This is a genomic window from Corallococcus sicarius (assembly GCF_003611735.1).
In the GTDB taxonomy this organism is placed as follows: domain Bacteria; phylum Myxococcota; class Myxococcia; order Myxococcales; family Myxococcaceae; genus Corallococcus; species Corallococcus sicarius.
On the sequence record NZ_RAWG01000150.1, the window covers coordinates 1 to 21,868 of the forward strand.

At 71.0% G+C, this 21,868-nt stretch carries 20 protein-coding genes and 1 pseudogene; 14 read left to right on the forward strand and 7 right to left on the reverse strand.

Annotation, left to right across the window (positions count from 1 at the left end):
- Positions 1–929: SDR family NAD(P)-dependent oxidoreductase (locus D7X12_RS22510; protein ID WP_120627342.1), on the reverse strand; the 929-nt coding region annotated here is incomplete at its 3' end.
- Between the two features lie 277 nt (positions 930–1,206).
- On the opposite strand from D7X12_RS22510, the gene D7X12_RS22515 reads away from it, so the two are divergent.
- Together D7X12_RS22515 and D7X12_RS22520 are read left to right on the forward strand one after the other, a co-directional pair.
- Positions 1,207–2,223: a radical SAM/SPASM domain-containing protein gene (locus D7X12_RS22515; protein WP_158620101.1), complete on the forward strand. Its 1,017-nt coding sequence runs from the start codon at positions 1,207–1,209 to the stop codon at positions 2,221–2,223.
- Positions 2,220–3,176: a hypothetical protein gene (locus D7X12_RS22520; protein ID WP_120627344.1), complete on the forward strand. Its 957-nt coding sequence runs from the start codon at positions 2,220–2,222 to the stop codon at positions 3,174–3,176. Before D7X12_RS22515 ends, D7X12_RS22520 begins: the two co-directional genes overlap by 4 nt.
- A 7-nt stretch (positions 3,177–3,183) precedes the next feature.
- Here D7X12_RS22520 and D7X12_RS22525 read toward each other — a convergent pair whose 3' ends face one another.
- The 3 genes from D7X12_RS22525 to mobA all read right to left on the reverse strand — a co-directional run bounded on the left by D7X12_RS22525 (position 3,184) and on the right by mobA (position 5,129).
- Entirely contained in the window at positions 3,184–3,795 is a 612-nt protein-coding gene (locus D7X12_RS22525; protein ID WP_120627345.1) for a DUF2378 family protein, read from the reverse strand.
- A gap of 102 nt (positions 3,796–3,897) precedes the next feature.
- Entirely contained in the window at positions 3,898–4,293 is a 396-nt protein-coding gene (locus tag D7X12_RS22530; protein ID WP_158620102.1) for a response regulator, read from the reverse strand.
- Between the two features lie 224 nt (positions 4,294–4,517).
- The gene (mobA, locus tag D7X12_RS22535) at positions 4,518–5,129 is read right to left on the reverse strand and encodes a molybdenum cofactor guanylyltransferase (RefSeq protein WP_120627347.1); all 612 of its coding nucleotides are present in this window, start codon (positions 5,127–5,129) and stop codon (positions 4,518–4,520) included.
- A gap of 170 nt (positions 5,130–5,299) precedes the next feature.
- On the opposite strand from mobA, the gene D7X12_RS22540 reads away from it, so the two are divergent.
- The 10 genes and pseudogenes from D7X12_RS22540 (at position 5,300) to epsU (ending at position 16,564) form a co-directional block, all read left to right on the forward strand.
- Positions 5,300–6,553 (forward strand): molybdopterin molybdotransferase MoeA, encoded by a 1,254-nt coding sequence (locus tag D7X12_RS22540; RefSeq protein WP_120627348.1) that lies wholly within the window; start codon positions 5,300–5,302, stop codon positions 6,551–6,553.
- Positions 6,550–7,965, forward strand: coding sequence for a formate dehydrogenase accessory sulfurtransferase FdhD (fdhD, locus tag D7X12_RS22545; RefSeq protein WP_120627349.1), 1,416 nt, complete (start codon positions 6,550–6,552; stop codon positions 7,963–7,965). Before D7X12_RS22540 ends, fdhD begins: the two co-directional genes overlap by 4 nt.
- Before the next feature lie 326 nt (positions 7,966–8,291).
- Positions 8,292–9,776 carry an exopolysaccharide biosynthesis polyisoprenyl-phosphate hexose-1-phosphate transferase EpsZ gene (epsZ, locus tag D7X12_RS22550; protein ID WP_120627350.1) on the forward strand — a complete coding sequence of 495 codons (1,485 nt, stop codon included), beginning with the start codon at positions 8,292–8,294 and terminating at the stop codon, positions 9,774–9,776.
- Positions 9,777–9,963: 187 nt separating this feature from the next.
- A complete protein-coding gene (wzx, locus tag D7X12_RS22555; RefSeq protein ID WP_244224720.1) occupies positions 9,964–11,442 on the forward strand; it encodes an exopolysaccharide biosynthesis flippase in 1,479 nt (492 codons plus the stop codon).
- Positions 11,443–11,456: 14 nt separating this feature from the next.
- Positions 11,457–12,104 carry an exopolysaccharide export protein EpsY gene (epsY, locus tag D7X12_RS22560; protein ID WP_120627352.1) on the forward strand — a complete coding sequence of 216 codons (648 nt, stop codon included), beginning with the start codon at positions 11,457–11,459 and terminating at the stop codon, positions 12,102–12,104.
- A gap of 3 nt (positions 12,105–12,107) precedes the next feature.
- Positions 12,108–13,421: an exopolysaccharide export protein EpsX gene (gene epsX / locus D7X12_RS22565; protein WP_120627353.1), complete on the forward strand. Its 1,314-nt coding sequence runs from the start codon at positions 12,108–12,110 to the stop codon at positions 13,419–13,421.
- Between the two features lie 10 nt (positions 13,422–13,431).
- Positions 13,432–13,608 carry a hypothetical protein gene (locus D7X12_RS43485; protein ID WP_167509031.1) on the forward strand — a complete coding sequence of 59 codons (177 nt, stop codon included), beginning with the start codon at positions 13,432–13,434 and terminating at the stop codon, positions 13,606–13,608.
- Between the two features lie 92 nt (positions 13,609–13,700).
- Positions 13,701–13,802: pseudogene (locus tag D7X12_RS44450) on the forward strand (response regulator); the annotation flags it as partial.
- 28 nt (positions 13,803–13,830) lie between these two features.
- Entirely contained in the window at positions 13,831–15,303 is a 1,473-nt protein-coding gene (gene epsV, locus D7X12_RS22575; RefSeq protein WP_120627354.1) for a PCP family exopolysaccharide biosynthesis protein EpsV, read from the forward strand.
- Positions 15,304–15,352: 49 nt separating this feature from the next.
- On the forward strand, positions 15,353–16,564 hold the full coding sequence (gene epsU / locus D7X12_RS22580; RefSeq protein ID WP_120627355.1) for an exopolysaccharide biosynthesis GT2 family glycosyltransferase EpsU: 1,212 nt from the start codon (positions 15,353–15,355) through the stop codon (positions 16,562–16,564).
- A gap of 21 nt (positions 16,565–16,585) precedes the next feature.
- Here epsU and D7X12_RS22585 read toward each other — a convergent pair whose 3' ends face one another.
- The 3 genes from D7X12_RS22585 to epsH are packed head-to-tail and all read right to left on the reverse strand — an operon-like array spanning position 16,586 to position 18,871.
- Positions 16,586–17,044 carry a MerR family DNA-binding protein gene (locus D7X12_RS22585; RefSeq protein WP_120627356.1) on the reverse strand — a complete coding sequence of 153 codons (459 nt, stop codon included), beginning with the start codon at positions 17,042–17,044 and terminating at the stop codon, positions 16,586–16,588.
- Positions 17,045–17,069: 25 nt separating this feature from the next.
- Entirely contained in the window at positions 17,070–17,510 is a 441-nt protein-coding gene (locus D7X12_RS22590) for a hypothetical protein (protein WP_120627357.1), read from the reverse strand.
- Positions 17,511–17,563: 53 nt separating this feature from the next.
- Positions 17,564–18,871 carry an exopolysaccharide biosynthesis glycosyltransferase EpsH gene (gene epsH, locus D7X12_RS22595; protein WP_120627358.1) on the reverse strand — a complete coding sequence of 436 codons (1,308 nt, stop codon included), beginning with the start codon at positions 18,869–18,871 and terminating at the stop codon, positions 17,564–17,566.
- Positions 18,872–18,930: 59 nt separating this feature from the next.
- On the opposite strand from epsH, the gene wzy reads away from it, so the two are divergent.
- Together wzy and D7X12_RS22605 are read left to right on the forward strand one after the other, a co-directional pair.
- Complete coding sequence (wzy, locus tag D7X12_RS22600) at positions 18,931–20,499, forward strand: exopolysaccharide repeat unit polymerase (protein ID WP_120627359.1); 1,569 nt, start codon at positions 18,931–18,933, stop codon at positions 20,497–20,499.
- A gap of 151 nt (positions 20,500–20,650) precedes the next feature.
- On the forward strand, positions 20,651–21,868 hold a 1,218-nt coding region (locus D7X12_RS22605), incomplete at its 3' end, for a mechanosensitive ion channel family protein (protein ID WP_244224721.1).

Genomic DNA, 21,868 nt, shown 5'->3' on the forward strand with positions numbered 1-21,868 from the left:
GCCAGCCCCAGCGTCGCGGTGAAGCGCACCCACGCGGGCGTCGGGGGCACGCTGCCCCGGGGTCCCACCCCTTCCGCCACCGGGGCGAAGAGGTTGCCCTCGGGGCGGTGCAGCGGGGTGCCGGTGGTCTGCATCCGCTCGCCGAAGCGGCTCAGCACCGCCTTGCCCACGGACGGCGCCAGGCCGTTGAGCCACAGCATCAGCCGCCCCTGGAGGAACGCCGGCACCGACGTGCGCCCCGGCCGCCGCGCCAGCCGCACCACCGCGCGCGCCACCAGGTCCACGTCGTACGTGGGCGGCACCGGCACGGGCTTCCGCCCGAGCATCGTCGGCGCGTGGTCGAACATCGGCGTGGACACCGACGGCACCAGCACGTTGGAGATCTGGATACCCGTGCCTTGCAGCTCCAGCTCCAGCGACTCCGCCCACCCCAGCGTCGCGTGCTTCGCCGCCGCGTACGCCGACAACAGCGGCGCCGACCCCGCCGACAGCATGGACTGGATGTTGAGCAGGTGGCCGCGGCCCTGCGCCCGGAAGTGCGGCAGCACCGCGCGCGCGAAGCGGAAGTAACCGAAGCACGTCACGTCGAACACGCGCGTGATGTGCTCCCACGGGAGCTGGTCGAAGTGGCCGTAGGACTGCACCGCCGCCGCGTTGACGAGCACGTCCACGCGGCCGTAGTGCGCCACGCACTCACGCACCACGCGCTCCACGTCCTCGGGCACCGTCACGTCGCCTTCGCACACCAGGCACTCGCCGCCGCGCTGGAGCACCTCCGCGCGCAGCAGCTCCAGCGCGGAGCGGCGCCGCGCGGTGACACACAACCTCACCCCGGCCTCCGCCAGCCGCACCGCGGACTGCCACCCCACGCCGCTGGATGCCCCCGTGACGATGGCGATCTGTCCCTTCAGGTCCTCGTGGCGTGCCATGCGCGCTTGCGCCTCCCGCCCCTTCAGGTGCGCCTTCCAGGCCCGCGCGGCACGGTGGAGGCGGCCGAAATCCGCTCACGGTCCCGCACTCGCCCGGCCGCCCTCCATGCCGGGAGCGGGGCGCGAGCAATCCCTCCGCACGCCCTCTTGCGAGCCCCTCCCCCGCGACTGGCACCGGAGCTGTCCCATGCCAGACTCTCCCCCCCAGCGTCAGGTCCACGCCCCAGGCCGCGTCGGCCCCGCGTCCTGGAGCCTGGATCCCGGAGCCTGGAGGCCCATGTCGTCCACTGAAGCCGACCTTTCCGCCGTGCCCGTCCCGGCGCCCTTCGCGCACCTGCGCCGCTTCCCGCTGGACGGAGCGCTGCTGCTGTTCGACCGCGACACCGGCACCAACGTGCGCTGCGAGGGCGAGGAGACCGCGCACCTGCGCGCCCGCGCCCCCCGGGCCCTCCAGTTCGGCATCACCAACCGCTGCAACCTGGCCTGCACCTTCTGCTCGCGCGACCTGGACGCGAAGAGCGACTGGACGGCGGACAGCGCCTTCGACCTGCTCTCCGGCCTCGCGGACGCGGGCGTGCTGGAGGTCGCCTTCGGCGGCGGGGAACCCTGGGCCTTCCCCCACTTCGAAACGCTGGTGGCCCGGCTGTACGACGAGACCCCGCTCGCGGTGAGCTTCACCACCAACGGCGTGGCCCTCACGCCCAGGCGGCTGGCCGCCGTGCGCGGCCGGTACGGGCAGGTGCGCGTCTCCCTCTACGACGACAACGGCTGGCGCGGCACGGTGGGGAGGCTCGCGGACGCGGGGGCGCGCTTCGGCGTCAACTACCTGGTGACGCCGGAGCGGCTGCCCTCGCTGGAGACGGTGGTGCTGGAGCTGGTGGCGCTGGGCTGCCGGGACGTGCTGCTGCTCAGCTACAACGGCCACGACCGCGCGCTGCACCTGGACGCGGCCCAGGCCCGCGACCTGTCGCGCCGCGTGGCCGTGCTCGCGCGGGCGCTCGGGTCGCGCTGCCAGCTGAAGCTCGACGTGTGCTGGGGCGAGCGGCTGGAGGGCGTCCCCCGCCTCTTCGACAAGCAGGACTGCGGCGCGGGCCGCGAGTTCCTGGTCATCACCTCCGACCGCAAGGTGATGCCATGCAGCTTCCACCACCTCGCCTTCCCGGTGACGTCCGCCCGGGACGTGATGGACGTGTGGCACGGCCAGCGCGCGCAGCTGGCCTCCGCGTCCACCCTGCCCGGCTGCGCGCGCACGCCGGGCCATGGCCTGTCCTCCCTGTCAGGAGCCCCCTCATGAAGATCCACGTCTGGAACGCCTTCGCCAGCAACAACAGCGGCAGCTACACGGTGGTGGGCGCCTTCGAGGACGAACAGACCGCCGCGAGCGTCGCCGCGGAGCTGTCCCAGCTGTCCGCCGCGCACCGGGCCTGGATCCAGGAGACCGGCAGCGCGCCCGGCCCCACGCCCCTGGAGGACTTCGCCGCCCGCCACGGACTCGGTGCCCCTCGCGACACCGACTCCGATAACGACTCCTACGACGGCACGCCCCGGGTCTGGGCCCTGGGCCATCAGGTGTTCCTGCACGCCCCCTGCGCCCTCGCCCTCCCGAACCTCTACGGCGCGTTCATCTACAAGCGGGGCGGCCACGTGGAGACCACGGTGGAGCACGCGCACCACCCGCTGGTGAGTGTCTTCGAGCTGTGGATTCCGTACACGGCCCGCGAGGGCCTGGACATCCGCACCCGGACCGTGGAGCTGCTGGAGGCGCTCCACGCGGACGACGGGCCGCTCGTGCAGCGCGTCCCCTCGGAGCCCCACGTCGCCTGGAGGATGCGCCGCTCGAAAGAGCACCTGGGTGTGGACCTGACGGTGGGCGTGATCTTCACCGACCTGATGGAGGGCTTCACCGCCGTGAGCGCCCTCGCGCGCGCGCACGGCTTCCAGGTCCGCGTGAAGCTCTTCGAGTCCTGGCGCACGGACACGGATCCGCTGGCCTTCCTGCGCCCCTGCTCACCGCCCTTGAAGGCGCCGCGCTACGACGTCGTGCTGACGGACCTGGGCGCGACGCCCCTGGAGGTGACGAAGCTCATCGCGGAGCTGCGGCGGGAGCACGAGGACGCAGCGCGCTGGATGTACGGCCCCCTGCCCGTGGTGCTGGTGCGGCTGCGGCCCCAGCGCGTCGCGGAGGCCATGGCCCAACGCCTCCGCCACCAGGGCGCCACCGTGGAGCTCCGGCGCCCGGAGCCGTGAGGCTGCTTCAGCTCCAGGCGATGTCGTAGACGGCTTCCACGAGCGCCAGCGACCGGCCCTGCACCTGCACGTCATGCACGCCGGTGACCTCCAGGGCCGCCCGCAGGATGCCCTCCGTGTAGGGCACCGGCATCAGCGTGCGCGTCATGGTGATGCGGCCTGACGTCGCGCTCGTCCACTCCACGGTGCGCTCGCCGAAGTTCAGGGCCATCCGGTAGCCCGCCTGCATCAGCTCCATCAGCCGCTTCGGGTCTCCGCCGGCCTGCTGCACCACTTCCCGCGCGAACATGGAGTGCAGGAAGTCCAGCATGGCCTGGGTGCCAATCTGGCGCATCGCGGAGTCGAAGTCGCCCACCTGCGGCGCCAGCTGCCACGCCGCCGCGTAGGACAGGCGCAGGAAGCGGGGGAAGGGATAGGGCTGCGTGGGGACGTAGTCCGCCTTCTCGTCCGCCTGATCCAACACACGCGCCACCGCCTCCTCTCCTCCCAGGAAGCGGACCGCGTCCAGCACGCCGAGGAAGAACATGCCCCGGGAGGTGTCCGCCTCGGTGGTGGCGCCCAGGCGGGCCGTCAGGTCGCGTGCGATGTCCTCTGGAAGTTCCAGTGTTCCGCGCGGCATCCGTCGTCCTTTGAGAGGGCAGGGAGGGAGCCTGCCGTGCCGGACCATTCCACAGGTTCCCCTCCACCGCGAGTCCTCTCACGTGTCGACATGACACATGTATCAAGACGTACGGGGTTCTCCTGATCCAGCGTTGGGAGAGGGAAGGAAGCGCCCCACCATCTCCAGCAACTGCGCCACCGACACGGGCTTGCGCAGGTAGGCCACCGCGCCCTCGGGCTGGAAGGGGCTGCCGGACAGCACGACGATGGGCACGTCCACCAGCAGGCGCTCCTGCGACAGCCGCAGGAGGAAGGACTGGCCGTCCATCACCGGCATCATCAAATCCAGCAGCACCAGGTCCGGACGCTCATGGCACGAGAGCCACGCCCACGCGTCCTCGCCGTGCACGCATTGCTCGACGCGATAACCCTCCATCTCCAGAAGGGTGCTGACCGCGTCTCGAATGTCTTCCTCGTCCTCGATCAAGAGGATCAAGGGGGCACTGTCTGACGACATGAAGGTCTCCACTCGCTCCCCGCCACGCGCGAACACCGTCGTGGCCATCTGGCCTCCCCCCCGAGGAACGGAGGGTAAGTGCCGTCAGCGCAAAGCGGGAGGGGAGTTGACACCGTGAATGCATCACGGCCGGTCAACCCCTCGCAGATGCATCAGGACTTCATCTCGCTGGCCGCACGCCTGCTGCTCCGTCCGGTTTCGGACATGCGCCTCCACGGCTTCCCTTACGCCCGGGGCAACCCCACCCCATATCGCGCCAGGTCCTCCGGCGTGTTCACGTTCACCAGCGCGCGCAGCCGCGGGTCCACCGCGCGCAACGCGGCCTCCGGCAACGTCCGCGTGCGGAACCGCGACAGCACCTGCCGCATCGACGGTTCCTCCGCGAGCGCCCCACCCCACCGCGTCACCAGCGCCGCGCGGTAGGCGGCGAACAGCGGCTCCCAACGTCCCTCGCGCTCGAAGCACACCGCGTCCACGTCCTCCGCCCGCGCGTCCAGCACCACCCGCGCCGCGGCCTCCGTGACGAACGGCATGTCACACGCCACCGTGAACACCCACGGCGTGCGCGCCGCGCCCAACGCCGCGTGCACGCCTCCCGGCGCCCCCTTGCCCGGCACCACGTCCGCCACCGTGCGCACCCCGAAGCGCGCATAGGGCTGCGGCGCGTTCGCCACCAGCAGCACGTCCCCGAAGCGCGGCGCGAACTCCAGCAGGCGCTCCAGCACCGTGCGCCCGTCCACCGTCAGCAGCCCCTTGGCCACGCCGCCCAGCCGGGCGCCCTGCCCGCCTGCCAGGAGGCCCAGCGTCACGTCGGGAAAGGTCGCGCCTTCAGCCATCTCCGCGCGACCCTACACAGCTTTCCCGCCTTCCAGGTTGGCCGCCGCTGTCTGGAGAGCATGTGACTCCCTGGGCTCCGCCTGACCCGGGAGGGAGGGAGCAACCGCCTTCCCACGTCCCCCCGTGGACAAGCGCCGCACGCCCAAGCGTAGAGTCCCGCCTCCGACGCATGCCGCTGACTCCCCTCCCCGCCGCGCGAATGGCCGCGCTCGAAGCCCTCGCGCCCGCGGCCCCTACGCCGCTTCCCTTGCTGGAAGCCCATGGGCGGTTCCTCGCGAGCCGTGTCGTCGCCTCGCGTGCGCTGCCCGGCTGTGACAACTCCGCCATGGATGGCTGGGCCGTGCGCGCCGAGGAGACGCGCGGCGCCCAGCGCGACCGCCCCGCGCGCCTGCGCATCGTGGACACCGTCTACGCGGGCCACCTTCCCCGCCGCGCACTCCAGCCCGGCGAGGCCGCGCGCGTCTTCACCGGCGCCCCGCTCTCCCCGGGCGCGGACGCCGTCGTCCGCCAGGAGGCCGCGCGCCCCACCGACGATGGCGCCCACGTGGACCTCTTCGTCTCTGTCCTGCCCGGCCACGACCTGCGCCGCGCCGGGGAAGAGGTGATGCCGGGCGCACCGCTCTTCGCCGCCGGCCAGCGCGTGGACGCCACCGTGCTCGGCGTGCTCGCGTCCCTGGGCGAGGCCACCGTGCTCGTGCGCCCCGCGCCGCGCGTGGCCGTCCTCGCCACCGGAGACGAGCTCGTCGCCCCCGGCCAGCCCGCCCTGCCCCACCAGGTCTTCGAGAGCAACCGCGTGCTCGTGGCCGCACTCGCCCGCGAGGCCGGCGCGGACGTCACGCACCTGGCCCGCTCGCGCGACGACGAACAGGAGCTGCTCTCTCACCTGGAGCGGCTGGCGCCCCAGGTGGACGTGCTCATCACCACCGGCGGCGCGTCCGTGGGGGACAGGGACTGCGTGAAGCGCGTGCTCGCGCGGATGGGCGCGCGCTTCCTCGTGGATGGCGTGGCCCTCAAGCCCGGCAAGCCCGTGGCCGTGGCCCGCCTGGGAAATACCGCCGTCGTCGTGCTGCCCGGCAACCCGGGCGCCGCCACCGTCGCGTTTGATCAATTCGCGCGCCCGCTGCTCTTCAAGCACCAGGGCGTGCTCGAGCAGCGCCGCGTCGTCCGGGCCCGGCTCTCCGAGGGCCGCCACAAGCAGGCGGGCCTCACGTACCTCGTCACGGTCGCCGCGCTCGAAACCCGCGACGACGGCCCCGAACCCTGGGCCCGCCTGCGTCCCCAGGGCGCCGGTCAGATTCTGCAGAACGTCGCCGCCCGGGGTTGGGCCGTGCTGCCCGCGGGCCGCGCCGACTTCGCGCAAGGCGACTCCGTGGACGTGCAGCTCTTTGATCCGCCGGACTTCCAGGCCGTGGAGGCCGCGTGAAGGCGCCCCCCATGCTCGGCATCATCGGGTGGTCCGGCGCCGGCAAGACGACGCTGCTGGAGCGGCTCGTCCCCGAGCTGACGTCGCGCGCCCTGCGCGTGGCCTGCGTGAAGCACTCGTCGGATGATCATCCGCTCCACCGCGCCGGCAGCGACAGCGCGCGGGCCCAGCACGCGGGCGCGGCGCTCGTCGGCTTCGCCACCCCGCACGGCACGCAGCTCACCACCGCCGAAGCCCTGTCCCCCGCGCACCTCGCCCGCTACGCGGACGCCGTGGACCTGGTGCTCGTGGAGGGCTGGAAGGACGGGCCCCTGCCGAAGCTGGAGGTGTGGCGCGAGGGCCTGGGCGCGCCGCTCGCCGCGTCCCGCCCGGACGTGCTCGCGGTGGTGACGGACGCGTCCGTGCTCCCCGAGTCCCTCGCTGGCCTCCCGCGCCTGCCCTCCCGCGACGCGCGCGCCGTCGCGGACTTCATCGTCGCGTGGCTCCGCGAGGCCGCGAGGCCGCCGCGCCCCCCCGGCGCCGGACGCGCCGAGCTGAAGGGCCTCACCCACCGTCCGGTGCGCCGCTTTGACGGAGCGACCCTGCGCGCCGCCGAGGACGACCGCATCGCCGTGGAGGAGCCGCTGGAGATCCGTGTCAGCGGCGACACGGTCGCCACGACGATGCGAACTCCAGGCCAGGATCGCGAGCTCGCCGTGGGCTTCCTCTTTGGCGAGGGCATCCTGATGGATGGTGACGACCTGGGCAGCCTCTTCCACTGCGGCCACCCCGGCGAGGAAGGCTTCGGCAACGTGCTGGAGGTCACCCCCGCTTCCGGCGCCGTGCTCGACCTGGAGCGGGTGGCCGCGACGCGCCGTGGAACGCTCACGACCTCCGCGTGCGGCGTGTGCGGCCGGCGCACCGTGGACGACCTCCTGGCCACCTGCGCCCCCGTCGCGCCCGGCCCCGTGCTCTCCGCCCACACCGTGGCCCGCGCCACCGAACGCCTGCGCGCCGTGCAGCACAACTTCGAGCACACCGGCGGTGTCCACGCCGCCGCCGCGCTGGACGCGAACGGCGAGCTGCTCGCCGCCAGCGAGGACGTGGGCCGCCACAACGCGGTGGACAAGGTCGTGGGCGCGCTGGTGCTCGCACGCGCCGTACGGGCCCCGCGCCGCCTCCCCGTCCCGCCCTTCCCGGCCGCCCCCACGGTCCTCGCCGTCAGCGGCCGCGCCAGCTTCGAAATCGTGCAGAAGGCCGCCCGCGCCCGCATCCCCGTCGTCGTCAGCGTCTCCGCGGCCAGCTCGCTCGCCATCGACCTGGCCCTGCGTTCCGGCATGACGCTGGCTGCGTTCTCAAGGAACGGCCGCTGCAACGTCTACACCGGTGCGGAGCGACTGGGTCCTACACCGCCAACCTCGTGGAACCCTTGAGAATGTCCCTCAAGGCTCCTGCCGGGAAGCACCGATGCATCCACCTGTCAGACCGGCATCGTACATGCAGTCACCCCAGGCTCCGACAGCGCCGGACACCGGGGGACGATCCACGGTCGCGGTCGTACCTCAATGTGTCATCAGCCCGTTTGCTGCATCGGTCCCCGGCCGGGGGCCTCCAAGGATTCACCTGATGTCACGTCTTTCTTGCTGAGCGACGGTTGCGCCGCGACGCACAATTTGGCAATCTCACATTTCCTTCTGGTTAAACTTTTCTAGCCATGACGGCATCCTCTGCGAAACCTGAAGGTTTGGAGCAGAGGGGGGTGGACACGATGAGCAGTGCAACTGCAGGCGCCGAGGTCAAGGCAGCTCCGTCGACGGCTCCGTTGACGGGAAGCGCGCCCTCGGACGAGGCCACGGATCCGCCGCGACTGGCACCCGGCTTCGCGGCGAAGCTGAACCTCACCGTTGACCTGGTGTTGCTGGTGGGCGTGCTGCTGGGCACCGCGTGGATGCAGGGCGGCCGGACGCTGCCGCTGGGCTGGGAGCTGCCGGGCATGGTGCTGACGGCCGTGCTGGTGTGGCTCATCACGGGCACCGCGCTGTGCCTCTACGACTCGCGCTTCGCCGAGCGCAGCAAGCTGGACCACGTGGCGCTGGTGTCCGTCACCACGCTGGCCGTCGTGACGGTGCAGGCGGTGCTGGAATTGGCCATGCCGACGGCCGCGCAGGTGGGCGTGGCGCCGCTGCTGGTGGTGTTCTGGCCGGTGGCGCTGCTCCTGCGGCTGGGCGTCTTCCGCCAGGTGGCGTCGCAGGAGGCCCCCACGGAGGAGGTGCTCATCGTCGGCACCGGCGCCATGGGCCGCTACACCGGCGAGGACCTGCTGGGCCGCGGCCGTCACAAGATTTTGGGCTACGTGCGCTTCCCGGAGGACCACGCCTCCGGCGACAGCCTGCCCGCGCAGGTGCTGGGGCCCGCGGACGAGCTGGAGCGCCTCTTGCGCACGCTGCCGGTGAGCGAGGTCTACATCGCCGGCAACACGCTGAAGCAGGGCGAGTCCATGCAGGCGGCCATCAAGCTGGCGGAGCGCTTCGGCGTGCCGTTCGCGCTGCCCGCGCACTCCTTCCGCCTGGACCGCGCCCGCCCGGTGGAGTCCCGCGCGGTGGCGGACGGCTACCTGCACTTCGCGGCGGTGGCGCCCAAGCCGCACCAGATGGCCATGAAGCGCCTGTTCGACATCGCGGTGTCCGCGGTGGCGCTGTGGATGCTGCTGCCGCTCTTCCTGGCGGTGGCGGCGGCCATCAAGTTCACCTCGCGCGGCCCCGTCTTCTTCAAGCAGCTGCGCACCGGTCAGCACGGCAAGCCGTTCTACATGCTGAAGTTCCGCTCCATGGTGGTGAACGCGGAGGAGCTCAAGGAGCGGCTGGCCGCGCAGAACGAGCAGACCGGCCCCGTCTTCAAGATGAAGAACGACCCGCGCATCACCGGCATCGGTCGGTTCATCCGCAAGTTCTCCATCGACGAGCTGCCCCAGTTCCTCAACGTGCTGCGCGGTGAGATGAGCATCGTGGGCCCGCGCCCGCCGGTGCCCAGCGAGGTCGCCAAGTACGAGACGTGGCAGCGCCGCCGGCTGTCGGTGCGCCCGGGTCTCACCTGCATCTGGCAGGTGTCCGGACGCAACCAGATCTCCTTCGAGCAGTGGATGTACCTGGACATGCAGTACATCGACCACTGGAGCCTCACCGGCGACCTGCGGCTGCTGCTGCAGACGGTGCCGGTGGTCATCACGGGTCGCGGAGCAAGCTAGCGACCCTGGCCGTTTCCCCGGGCCCGGCGTTGACGCGCCGGGCCCGCTTGTCTTTCTATGGGGCGGGCCTTCCCCCCTTGAGCGCGCAGCATCCCCGAAGGCCCGCGTCTCCATGACCGTGAACAGCCACAACCCCCCTCCCGCAGCTGTTGAAGACGGCGCGCGCGCGAATGAAGTCCGCGGCGCGGTGCGCAGCACCCTGCAACTCGGCGGCTCGCTGATGGTGACGTACGCCATCGCCCTGGGCATCCGCGCGCTGATGCCGCGCTACCTGGGGCCGGAGGCGTTCGGTTACTTCAACTGGTCGGAGGCCTTCGCGGCCACGTTCTTCGTGGCCACCAACCTGGGCCTGGAGACGTACATCCGCAAGGAGGTGCCGGTCCGCCCGGAGCACGCGAGCGACTTCTTCGGCACCACCATGCTGCTGCGCCTGGCCATGACGCTGATCCTCATGGTCGCGCTGGCGCTGGTGCTCCACCACACCGGCGAGCCTCCGGAGGTGCAGCACCTGGTGCAGTGGTTCGCGCTCGCGCAGTCGCTCATCGTCGTCAACGCCTCCATGGCCGCGCTGCTGCACTCCAAGGGCAAGGTCGCGGGCCTGTCGGTCTCCAACGTCATCACCAAGATTGTGTGGGGCGGGGGCCTGGCGCTGATGGCCGCGCTGGGCGTGGGCATCCAGTGGCTGGCCGTGCCCATGGTGGTGTCCGAGGCGGTGAAGCTCGTCATCAGCTGGCGCCTGGCGAAGGTGCACCTGGGGCTGAAGTTCCGCATCGACCTGCCCGCGACGAAGAAGGTGATGAAGGCGTGCCTGCCGTTCTTCCTCACCGCGGCGGCGCTCGCGTGCAACGGCCGCACGGACATGTCGCTGTTGGGCAAGCTCGCGACCAAGGAAGAGGTGGGCTGGTACGGCGGCGCGTTCAGCATCGCGGGGCTCACCTTCCTCATCAGCCCCATCTTCGGTTGGGTGCTGATGCCCATGATGTCGCGCGCCGCGGCGCGCTCGCCCGAGGAGCTGTCGCACCTGACGCGCCGCTCGCTGGAGGGCGTGCTCGCCTTCACCGTGCCGGTGATGATGGCCATGGTGCTGGGCGCGGACCTCTGGGTGCGCATCATGTGCGGCCCCGGCTTCGAGCCCGCGGCGCTGCCCCTGCGCGTGCTGTCGCCCATCTTCGTGATGGCCTACGTCACCATGGTCAGCAGCATCTGGCTCACCATGTCCAACAAGGAGTGGTGGGTGACGCTCGCGGCCACGATGGGCGCGGTGGTGAACCCGCTGCTCAATCTGGCGCTCATCCCCTGGCTGTACGGCCGCATGGGGCCGTCCGGCGGCGCCACCGCCACCGCGCTGTCCATGTTCTTCACGGAGGTCATCGTCACCGTGCTGTTCCTGAGCCGCATGGGAAGGAACTCCTTTGACCGGCGTTCGCTGGTCATGGTGGCCAAGACGGCGGCGGTGTGCGGCGTGTGCGTGGCCCTGGACCGCTTCCTCGTGGGCAGCGTGTCCGCGTGGCCCCGGCTGGGGCTGACGGCCAGCACCTACGTGGCCGGCGTGCTGCTGACCGGCGCCATCCGCCCCGCGGAGCTGCTCCAGGTGGTACGCATGGCGCGGCAGCGGGGAAAGGCTGCCCCTGTCGAGGTGGTCGTCACGGCCACCCCCACCGCGTGAGGCGCCCGAGCACCATGCCGTCCCGTCCGTCCCGATTCCGCGGTCCCGTCTTCAGCGCGTTCGCGCGCCAAGGCCTGTTGCTCGGCGTATTGCTCCTGGGGCCCGCGTGCAGCGGCCTGGGCAAGTACACCTGGGTGAACGAGTACCAGGAGAAGCCGCCCGCCTCCGACGCGGCCTATCAAATCGTCCCCGGCGACGTGCTCAACGTGCGGGTGTGGGGCCAGGAGGCGCTCACCACGCGCGCGAAGGTGCGCGAGGACGGCCGCATCAGCCTCACCTTCCTGGACGACGTGGAGGCCGCGGGCCACACGCCGGCCCTGCTGGCGCAGCAGATCCAGACGCGGCTGAAGGACTTCATCAACCACCCCGTCGTCACGGTGTCGCTGGAGGAAGCGCGGCCCATGTCGGTGACGATGCTGGGAGAAGTGGCCAACGTGGGCGCGCACGTGCTGGACCCGGGCGCGACGCTGCTCCAGGCGCTGGGCGCCGCGGGCAGCTTCACCGACTACGCCCACCGCGACCGCATCTTCGTGCTGCGCCGGGAGGACCCGCAGGCGGAGGAGCCCCTGCGCATCCGCGTGAAGTACGAGGACCTCATCCGTGGCGAGGGCCGCGCGGCGGCCTTCCGCCTGCGCCCCGGCGACGTGGTGGTGGTGGAATAGCCCGTGCTGGACGCGGCCCTCGCGACCCTGTGGCTGGAGGTGGCCTCCGCCTCCGTGACCTATGAAGCGGCGGCGCGCGTGGACACGCGCCTGCGCTCCATGGAGGCGCAGGCCACCGCCACGGACGTGCCCCCTGTCGCGGGGGACATGGACCTCGTCCCGCTGCTGGGCCTGAAGCTGGATGACGGCAGCGCGGTGGCGCAGCTGGAGTACGCGCCGCGCATCTCCTTCCGCGAGGCCACCACCCACCCGCGCACGGAGGTGCAGCACGTGGGGCGCCTCCGGGGGGACTGGCGGCCCCAGCGCGGCCTCACCCTGCACGGCACCCAGGAGTTCGTGCTGGGCCAGGTGAACCTCTTCACCAACCTGCCCCTGGGCGGCAGCCTGGACGACCCGGACACGGCGCTGCCGGGCGACACCGCGGGGGACATCCCCATCCAGCCGCTGCCGGACGGCGCGGACAGCGTGTACTTCCTGTCCTCGCTGACGACGCTCGCGGCGGAGACGGTGTGGCTGGGCCCGGGGCTGCGGCTGTCGGGCAGCGCGGGCTTCTCCGCCAGCGGCGGCCTGGACGCCACGGCGCAGGAGGCGGTGCCCTTCCAGTACGGCCCGCGCGCGCAGGCGTCGCTCGGCTGGGCGCCCGCGCCCCGGCACACGCTGGCCACCACGGTGGGCTTCACGAACTCGCGCTTCTCCACCGGCGCCAGCGCCATGGTCTCCACCCTGACGGGCGCGTGGACGCACCGGCTGGACCGGCGCTCGTCGCTGGAGGCGGGGGTGGGTGTGGGCGTGGCGTACTCCGTGCGCGCGACGGAGGACGCTGCCGCCCCGGACGACGGCACCGGGGCCACCCCGTCAGGTGGGAGGCGGGTGGGGACCTTCCAGGTGGGGGATGCGCCGGAGGTGGAGCCTCCCGCGCGGCTGGACCTGCTGCCGGACCTGACGCTGGCGTGGTCGCACCGGGTGCCGTCGCGGGCGGCGGACTTCAACGGCCGGGTGGCGGCGCGGGTGACGCCCTTCGTGGACCGGCTGACGGGTCTGGTGTACCCGAGGGCGGACCTGACCCTGAATGGTACCTGGACGCTGGGGCCTCGCGTGCGGCTGTCGGGGACGGCGGGCTCCGCGTTCGCGGTGGGCGGCGCGGTGGGGGACCGGCAGGTGGTGGGAGGTGTGGGCGCCAGCTGGACGGTGTCACGGTGGGTGTCATTGGAGGCGGACACGCGGACCGCGTGGACTCGCTCGCCCGACGTGGAAGCGGCCCGCATGGTGTGGTCCGCGACGCTGGGACTGTCGGTGCGGCAAACTGGTATCCTCTGAGGCTCCCGACATGGCGAAGCTCATCCTCCTGTCTGTCCTCATTGCCACCATCGCGCTGCCCGGAGCGGCCGCGCGGGACGTGAATCCCTGGCGGGGGATGAAGAAGGCCATTTTGTGGGTGGCCCTCTTCAACATCGCGTACGCATACGGCGTGCTCGTGCTCGTGCCCAGGTACGGGTTCGGGTGAGGGAAGGAAAGGCATTCGACGTGATGGAGCTCCAACAGCTCACGGTCCTCCTCGTGGAGGACTCACCGATGTTCCGCGCCATGCTGGGCGACATGCTCCGCGACCTGGGCGTGAAGAACGTGGTGGAGAAGCCCAACGGCAAGTCCGCGATGGAGTACCTCCAGGGCCCGGAGAAGCCGGACCTGGTGTGCCTGGACCTGACGTTGCCGGACGTGTCCGGCTATGACGTCTGCGAGCACATCCGCCGCACGCCGGCGGGCGGCGTGCGGCGGACGTGCGGCGGACCTCATCGACTGGGGCTTCCTCTTCGACGGGCTGGGCTTCGTGCGCCGGGCAATCTTCCGGCACTGGTTCCTGGGCCTGTGCATCATCGCGGTGATGAGCGGCCTGGGTTCGCTGGCGGCGAAGCTGATGCCGCGCAAGTACCACGTCGAAACGCGGATGCTGACGTACCGCAACCTCATCATCTCCTCGCTGGTGAACCCCGGGCGCTCCATCCCGATGGAAGCGGATCAGCCCACGCGCGCCGCGTGGGAGATGGTGCTCAGCCGCGGCAACCTCAAGTCCGTCATCAAGAACGCGAAGCTCGTCGAGTACTGGGACCACATGCGCTCGCCCTTGAGCCGCATGAAGGAGCAGCTCCTGAAGAAGCCGCCGCCGCCCATGTCCGACGAGGACAAGGAGGAGGCGCTCATCGCCATGTTGGAGGGCAGCCTCAACGTGATGGCGGAGGGCGGCTCCGGCACGGTGACCATCGGCGTGGACTGGAGCGACCCGCAGCTGGCCTTCAACATCGTGGAGGCCGCGTCGCAGAACTTCCTCGACATGCGCCACGACTCGGAGATGGGCGCCATCACCGAGGCCGTCAACATCCTGAAGACGCAGGTGGGCAACGAGGCGGGGAACATCAAGCAGGCCATCACCGACCTGGAGCGCGCGGTGAAGCAGGCGGACGCGCGCCGCAAGAAGAAGGAAGCGGACCCCAAGGCGGCCAGCGCGCGGCAGGCGCTGGTGCAGACGGACCACGCGCTCGCGCAGCTGAAGTTCCTGGTGCAGGCGAAGCGCCGGGCCATCCGCGACGTGGAGGAGTTCAGGAGCCGCAGGCTCGCGGAGCTGCGGGCGCAGCTCACCGAACAGCGCGTCGTCTTCTCGCCGCAGCACCCCGTCATCGTGGACCTGGAGCAGCGCGTGGCCGCGATGCAGCAGGACACGCCGCAGCTCATCGGCCTGCGGGCGGAGGAGCAGTCGCTCATCCAGGAGTACCTGCGCATGGGCGGCACGGACGTGGACTCCGCCACCGAAGGCTCCAGCCTGGCGCTGGGCGGCACGCCCATGGCGGGCGCGCTGCTGGGCACACCGGATGATCCGGAGGTGGCGGTGGCGTCGGACCGGCTGCGCATGGTGGTGATGCGGCACCAGGAGAAGATCCGCCGGCTGGACCTGGCGCAGACGGAGCTGGAGATTTCCAAGGCGTCCATGAAGCACCGCTACAGCGTGCTGATGCCGGCGCTGTTCCCGGAGAAGCCGTCCAAGCCGAACCCGAAGCTCATCGCCATCGCGGGTGTGGTGGGCGGGGTGGCGCTGGCGGTGTTCGCGGCGGTGGCGTTGGACATCCTGCGCCGCCGGGTGCTGGAGCGCTGGCAGGTGGAGCGGCTGTTGAAGTTGCCGGTGCTGGCGGAGCTGGAACGGCGCTGAAGGTTCAAGCGCGTGCTCGCCCTGAAGCGGCGCGCGTGGGGGTGACACTGTGACGGTCTGGACCTGGGTGGACGTGGCGCTGTGTGTGGGGCTCTTGCCGGTGGCGGGAGGCTGCGGCTATCTGCTGCTCCTGACGCTCCTGTCGGGACGCAAGGCGGCGCCGGTGCCGCCGTCGCCCGTGGTGCGGAAGTTCGACGTGGTGATTCCGTCGCACAACGAGGAGCTGGGCATTGCCCGGACGGTGGCGAACCTGTCCGCGGTGGACTACCCCACGCACCTGCGGCGCATCATCGTCGTGGCGGACAACTGTTCGGACGCGACGGCGCAAAAGGCGCGCGAGGCGGGCGCCACGGTGCTGGAGCGCCAGGACGCGGAGAAGCGCGGCAAGGGCTACGCGCTGGCGCACGCCTTCGAGCGCAGCCAGAAGGACGGCTTCGCGGACGCGGTGGTGGTGGTGGACGCGGACACGGTGGTGACGCCCAACCTGCTGCACGCGTTCTCCCGCCGGCTGGAGGACGGGGCGCACGCGGCGCAGGCGCACTACGGGGTGATGAACCCCACGGCGTCGTGGCGCACGCGGCTGATGACCATCGCGCTGGGCATGTTCCACCGGGTGCGCTCCATGGGGCGCGAGCGGATGGGTGTGTCCTGCGGCCTGCGCGGCAACGGCATGTGCTTCACGCACGAGGTGCTGAAGCAGGTGCCGCACGACGCGTTCAGCGTGGTGGAGGACCTGGAGTACGGCATCCGCCTGGCGCGCAAGGGGCACCGCGTGCACTACGCCTGGGAGGCGGAGGTGCTGGGGGAGATGGTGACGGCGGAGAAGCAGAGCCGCTCGCAGCGTCAGCGCTGGGAGGGTGGGCGTGCGCAGATGCGCAAGCTGCACGGCTGGCCGCTGCTCAGCGACGCGCTGAAGCAGAAGAGCGGGCTCCTGTTCGACCTGTCCATGGACGTGCTGGTGCCGCCCCTGAGCCAGCTGGTGCTGGCGACGGTGGCGGGCTCGGTGCTGGCGGCCGGGGTGGTGTGGCTGTCGGGCGGCACGGCGGTGGCGGCCTCGGCGCTGGCGTCGTTCGGGCTGATGTCGCTGGCGCTGTACGTGCTGCGCGGCTGGTGGGTGTCCGGCGTGGGCGCTCGCGGCCTGCTGGACCTGGCGTGGGCGCCCATCTACGTCGTGTGGAAGGTGTGGCTGATGGTGCGAGGCCCCGGCGCGGAGAAGCGCGGCGAGTGGGTGCGCACCACGCGTGAGGCGGAGCGGCCGTAGCGCGCCGCCCCCGCGCGCAAGTCAGGTGCCGACGGCGGTGGACCGTCGGCGCGGGCTTCGCGCGGAGGCAGGTGCTGAAGCGCGGGGCTTGCGTGGGGCCACCGCCCCCGAAGCCCCGAGTGACGCCTGGATGGGGCACACGGTGTCCGGCCCGCAGAACCCTTCGACCATCAGGGTGGTGATGGCGCGGCGCATGCGGCGCAGGTCGTCGATGCGTGCGTCGATGACCTGCACCTTCGCTTCAGCAAAGCGCGCCACCTCGCGGGTGGGGGTGCCCCGCAGGTCGGACATGGCGAGCACCGCGGAGACCTCCCGCAGGGAGAAGCCCAGCTCCTGCACGCGGCGGATGAAGCGCACGCGGATGGCGGCGTCCGGGCCGTACAGGCGCTGACCGCTCTCACTGCGCTCCAGGGGCACGAGCAGCTTGCGCCGCTCGTAGAAGCGCAGCGTGGACAGCTTCACGCCCGCGGCGTGCGCCAATGCGCCAATCCTCAAGGGAGCAGCTTCAACCGACCGTCGAGGGGATGCCACCACGCCACCTCCTGGCGCCCAGGATGGCACCCCCCTGCGCGAACATCCACGCCAGCTCCAGCACGAGGAACCCGACGAGCGCCTGCGTCGCCCCCTGCGAGAGCGCCACCAGCATCCACGTGGAGAACAGCGCCCGGCCCACGGTGTCCATGGCGCCATGGAACGCGGTGGGCCGGAATATCCGCACCACCGACCACAGCGTCACGATGGTGCCGAACAGGGTGACGAAGAACAGGTGCGTGGGCGTGAACGCGGGAAGGGGCTCACCGCCCAGGGACAGCGCGTGGTGCAGTTGCTGGACACCCGCGAGCACCGCCGCCGCCGTCCACGGTGTGGCGAAGGGGACGGTGACGACGAAGTCATACAGCGCACTGGCCAGGACGACGCGACGGACCACGGAGGAGTCAGGGTTCATGTCCAGAACCCTAACCCCTGCACCTTGGTGCAGAGGCAAGGGCCCCGCGCGCTTCAGTCCGCCAGCGGCATCCCGAAGTCCGGCTGTCCGCGCTCGCCGGACACCCAGCGGTAGACCTCCAGGACCTGCTCCGCCTTCGCGCGCCAGGTGAAGTGCTTCTGGATGCGCGCCCGCGCGCGCTCACCCATGGGGCCAATCACGGACGGATCCGCCACCAGCTTCTCCAGCACCCCGCGCACGCGCAGCACGATTTCGTCCGGCGTGCCCATGGGGATGGCGAAGCCCGTGGACGGGCTCACGATTTCGCCCGGACCGCCGTAGTCCATCACGATGGGCACCAGCCCCAGCGCCATCGCCTCGGCCACCACCGCGCCGCCGAACTCGCGCACGCTCGGGAAGCCGAAGATGTGGTTCTTCGCCAGCCGCCCCTGCAGTTCCTGGTGCTTCACCCAGCCGGCGAACGTCACCCCGTTCTCCAGCCCGCCCCTTGCCACCTGCGCGCGCAGGTTCTGCATCTCCGCGCCGTCGCCAATGAGCTCCACCACCACCTTGCCCTCGCGCACCAGCGGCGCCGCCGCGTCGATGAGCATCGCCATGCCCTTGTACGGCACGAAGCGCCCCACGAACGCCACCCGCAGCGGCAGCCCCGTGGGCGCCTCCGCCTTGGACGCGCCGAAGCGCCGCACGTCGATGGCGTTCTCCGGGATGTAGACCGTCTTGTCCTGGTACTCCGCCGCCAGCTGCGAGCGCGTCGCCCGCGAGCCCATCATCAGCGCCGCCGCGTGCTTGCGCGTCGACTTGTAGAAGGGCATCAGCTTGTAGACATCCCGGATGTAGCTCAGCCACTCACGCTCACGCACGCGCGCGTCCCCGAAGCCCTTGGGCCACGGCAGGCCGCCGTTCATGGGCCCCATCACGAAGGGCACCCCCGCCTCCGCGCACCGCGCCGCCAGCGTGCTGGGCGTCGTGGGGCTGATGGGCGTGTAGCGGTGCACCACGTCGAATTCCTTGGCGCGGATGCGGTCCCCGAAGCGCCGCCAGAGCAGCTCCTCGAAGTAGTAGTAGGGCAGCACGCTCAGCGCCGTGGCCGTCGTCCAGCCCACGCCCGCGCGGCCTCGCAGCACCTCGCCCACCTTCTCCAGCGGGCGCTCCACCGGCGTGGAGTCCAGGGCCGTGAAGTCCTTTGCCTCCACCAGCCCCTGCTTGAGGATGTTCTCGCGGTTTCGCACCTGGGTGACCAGGTGGACGTCCGCCACCTCGGCCAGCGCCCGGGCCAGGGACCAGCCTTCCAGGGGAACGCTCACCCAGTCGGGGTTGCACAGCTCAGCAATCAGGAGGACACGGGGTCGGGAGCCAGCCATACAGCATCCGCATCTATCCCAACCCGGGCCCGGGATATAGCCTCCCCCCTCTCCGTCCGATGACCTCCGCACCTTCCCGCGCCGCCTGGCTCCAGTACATCGTGATGATCGCCGGGCTGGGGCTCGTCACCGTGGGTGCCGCCGCGGTGGGTGACGGCAACCCCGTCGTCACGCTGGCGCCCGTGCTGGCCGTCACCGTGGCGTGGGTCATCTGGAAGGTGCCGCTGCGCTACCTGGCGATCACGGTGCTCTACCTGGTGCTCGCGGTGGACTACACGCCCGAGCGGCCCCAGTCGATGTTCTGGCCCTCGCCCCTGTTCCCCCTGGGCAAGCTGCTGTTCACCCAACTCCACGAGTTGGTAGGCATTGGTGCGCTGAGGTTCCCGCTCATCGACGGGCTCATCATCGGGTCCATTGGGATTGGCATCTGGCGGCGGGCCACGAAGTCCACCATCGATCCGCCCGTCGTGCCCATCCCCCGTCCGCTGGCGGTGGTGCTGGCGATTTCGTTCTTCTCCATCATGTGGATGGAGGTGTGGGGCATCGTCCGGGGCGGGGACATCAAGAACTCGCTGTGGCAGTGGCACCAGGCCGCGGTGCTGCCGCTGGTGGCGGTGATGTACCACTACAGCCTGCGCGGGCCGGAGGACTGGCCGCTGGTGGCGCGCACCATCATCCTGGCGGCGCTCACCAAGTCCGCGGTGAGCACGTACTTCGCGCTCGTGGTCATCCCGGCGCAGGGGTTGGAGGTCGAGTACACGACCTGTCACTCGGACTCGATGACGTTCATCTTCGCCATCACGGTGTGCATCGCGCGGTGGCTGGAGCGGCCGAAGTCCGGCCACGCCATCCGGGGCCTCCTCATCATCGTGCTGGTATTCATCGGGATGTTCTTCAACGACCGACGGCTCGCGTACGTGAGCCTCGTGGGTGGGCTCGCGGCGGCGTACTTCTTCAACCCGTGGACGCCGCTGAAGCGGTTCATCACGCGCGGGCTCCTGGCGTGTTCGCCGCTGCTGGTCGTGTACTTCCTGGTGGGGTGGAGCTCGAACAGCAGCGTGTTCAAGCCGGTGGCGACCTTCCGCTCCATCATCGAGGGTCAGCACGCGGAAGGAGAGCTGGACTACCGCGACATCGAGAACCTGAACCTCATCGCGACGTGGAACACCAACCCGGTGTTCGGCACGGGCTACGGGCACGAGTTCCTGGAGCCCTACCCGCTGCCCAACATCGCGTTCATCTTCCCCACGTACCGCTTCCATCCGCACAACTCGCTGTTGGGGCTGCTGGCCTTCGGCGGGTGGTTCGGGTTCACGGGCGTGTGGATGTATCTGGTGGTGACGGTGTACCTGGCGGCGCGCTCGTACCACCGGGCCTATTCGGCGGAGCACCGCACCGCGTGTCTGTGCATCGTGGGCGTGGTCGCGTCGTACCTGAACCAGGTGTTCGGAGACATGGGCATCATCTCGTACATCTGCACGTTCCAGGTGGCCGTGATGTCCGCCCTCTCCGGCAAGCTGGCCATGGTCACCGGAGCGTGGCCCTGGCCCCAGCGGGAACAGGTGCTGGGATTGACCCGCGCTCCGGAACCGCAGCCCGTGGAAGCGGACGCCGGCCAGGTGGCGTGACGGCGAGCGGGCCGATCACCCGCACCCGCCTTCCCTGCCCGGCTGTCCTCCGTCCGGCCTTTGACCTTCCGCGTCAGCACCGGTGGACAGCCCCTCTTCAAGATGATTGTTTGTCCTCAAATAATTTGAACTGGGACTGGGGAGTGTCGCCGTGCGCCGTTCCGTGCCGCCGTGGATGGGGATGTGCTTGCTGTTGGGGCCCGTGGGGGCCTTCGCGCTGGACGCGGGGGTGACGCCGCCCCCGGCGGAGGTGGCCCGGAGCGCTCCGGAGTGGCTGCCGCCCGGGCTCTTCACCCGCCCGCTGTGGGTGCTGGAGACGTGGCAGTGGCTGGGGCTCGCGGTGCTGCTCGCGGGCGCGTGGGTGCTGGGCCAGCTGGGCGAAGCGCTGGTGCTGCGCCTGGGGTCCCGCGCCGCCGGGCTGACGAAGTCCGGCTGGGATGACGAACTGCTCGCCGCGGGCCGGGGGACGATGCGCCACGTGCTGGGCGCGACGGTGGCGGCGGCGGGCGCGCGGTTCCTGATGCTGCCCCCTGCCGGACAGGGCGCGGTGGACCTGGGCGCGCGCTCCATCATCATCGTCGCGGCGGCGCTGTTCCTCCTGCGCTTCTTCACCCGCGCCGCCCGGTTCCTGGAGCAGAAGGTGGCCCGGTCCCCGGAGGGCACCGACGTGGCGCGCGTGCGCGGGCTGCGCACCCAGCTGTCCATCCTGCGCCGCGTGGTGGAGGTGGCCGTGGTGCTGGTGGCCGCGTCGCTCCTGCTCCTTCAATTCGAGGCGGTGCGCAACGTGGGCGTGTCCCTGCTCGCGTCCGCCGGCATCGCGGGCCTGGTGATTGGCCTCGCCGCGCAGAAGTCCATCTCCACGCTGCTCGCGGGCATCCAGCTGTCCATCACCCAGCCCATCCGCATCGGGGACACGGTCATCGTGGAGAACGAGTGGGGCTGGGTGGAGGAGATCACCCTCACCTACGTCGTCGTGAAGGTGTGGGATTTGCGCCGGCTGGTCATCCCCATCACCCACTTCCTGGAGAAGCCCTTCCAGAACTGGAGCAAGGTGTCGCCCGACATCCTGGGCACCGCGGAGCTCTTCGTGGACTTCCGCACCCACGTGCCGTCCATGCGCGCGGAACTCCAGCGCATCCTGGCCGAGGAGTCCCAGGGCCTCTGGGATGGCAGGGCGCAGGGGCTCCAGGTGACGGAGCTGAGCGAGCGCACCATGAAGCTGCGCGCCCTGGTGAGCGCGTCCGACGCGGGCAAGGCGTTCGAGCTGCGCTGCCTCGTGCGCGAAAAGCTGGTCGCCTACCTCCAGGCCCAGCCGCACGGCCTGCCCCTGCTGCGCGCCGAGGCCAGCCACCTGCCCCTCCCCGACACC

Excerpts from the sequence above, each read along its gene's own strand:
- D7X12_RS22515 (WP_158620101.1), top strand. The coding sequence starts at position 1,207 with ATGTCGTCCACTGAAGCCGACCTTTCCGCCGTGCCCGTCCCGGCGCCC.
- D7X12_RS22520 (WP_120627344.1), top strand. The coding sequence starts at position 2,220 with ATGAAGATCCACGTCTGGAACGCCTTCGCCAGCAACAACAGCGGCAGC.
- D7X12_RS22525 (WP_120627345.1), bottom strand. The coding sequence starts at position 3,795 with ATGCCGCGCGGAACACTGGAACTTCCAGAGGACATCGCACGCGACCTG.
- D7X12_RS22530 (WP_158620102.1), bottom strand. The coding sequence starts at position 4,293 with ATGTCGTCAGACAGTGCCCCCTTGATCCTCTTGATCGAGGACGAGGAA.
- mobA (WP_120627347.1), bottom strand. The coding sequence starts at position 5,129 with ATGGCTGAAGGCGCGACCTTTCCCGACGTGACGCTGGGCCTCCTGGCA.
- D7X12_RS22540 (WP_120627348.1), top strand. The coding sequence starts at position 5,300 with ATGCCGCTGACTCCCCTCCCCGCCGCGCGAATGGCCGCGCTCGAAGCC.
- epsY (WP_120627352.1), top strand. The coding sequence starts at position 11,457 with ATGCCGTCCCGTCCGTCCCGATTCCGCGGTCCCGTCTTCAGCGCGTTC.
- D7X12_RS43485 (WP_167509031.1), top strand. The coding sequence starts at position 13,432 with ATGGCGAAGCTCATCCTCCTGTCTGTCCTCATTGCCACCATCGCGCTG.
- epsV (WP_120627354.1), top strand. The coding sequence starts at position 13,831 with ATGACGTCTGCGAGCACATCCGCCGCACGCCGGCGGGCGGCGTGCGGC.
- D7X12_RS22590 (WP_120627357.1), bottom strand. The coding sequence starts at position 17,510 with ATGAACCCTGACTCCTCCGTGGTCCGTCGCGTCGTCCTGGCCAGTGCG.
- epsH (WP_120627358.1), bottom strand. The coding sequence starts at position 18,871 with ATGGCTGGCTCCCGACCCCGTGTCCTCCTGATTGCTGAGCTGTGCAAC.
- wzy (WP_120627359.1), top strand. The coding sequence starts at position 18,931 with ATGACCTCCGCACCTTCCCGCGCCGCCTGGCTCCAGTACATCGTGATG.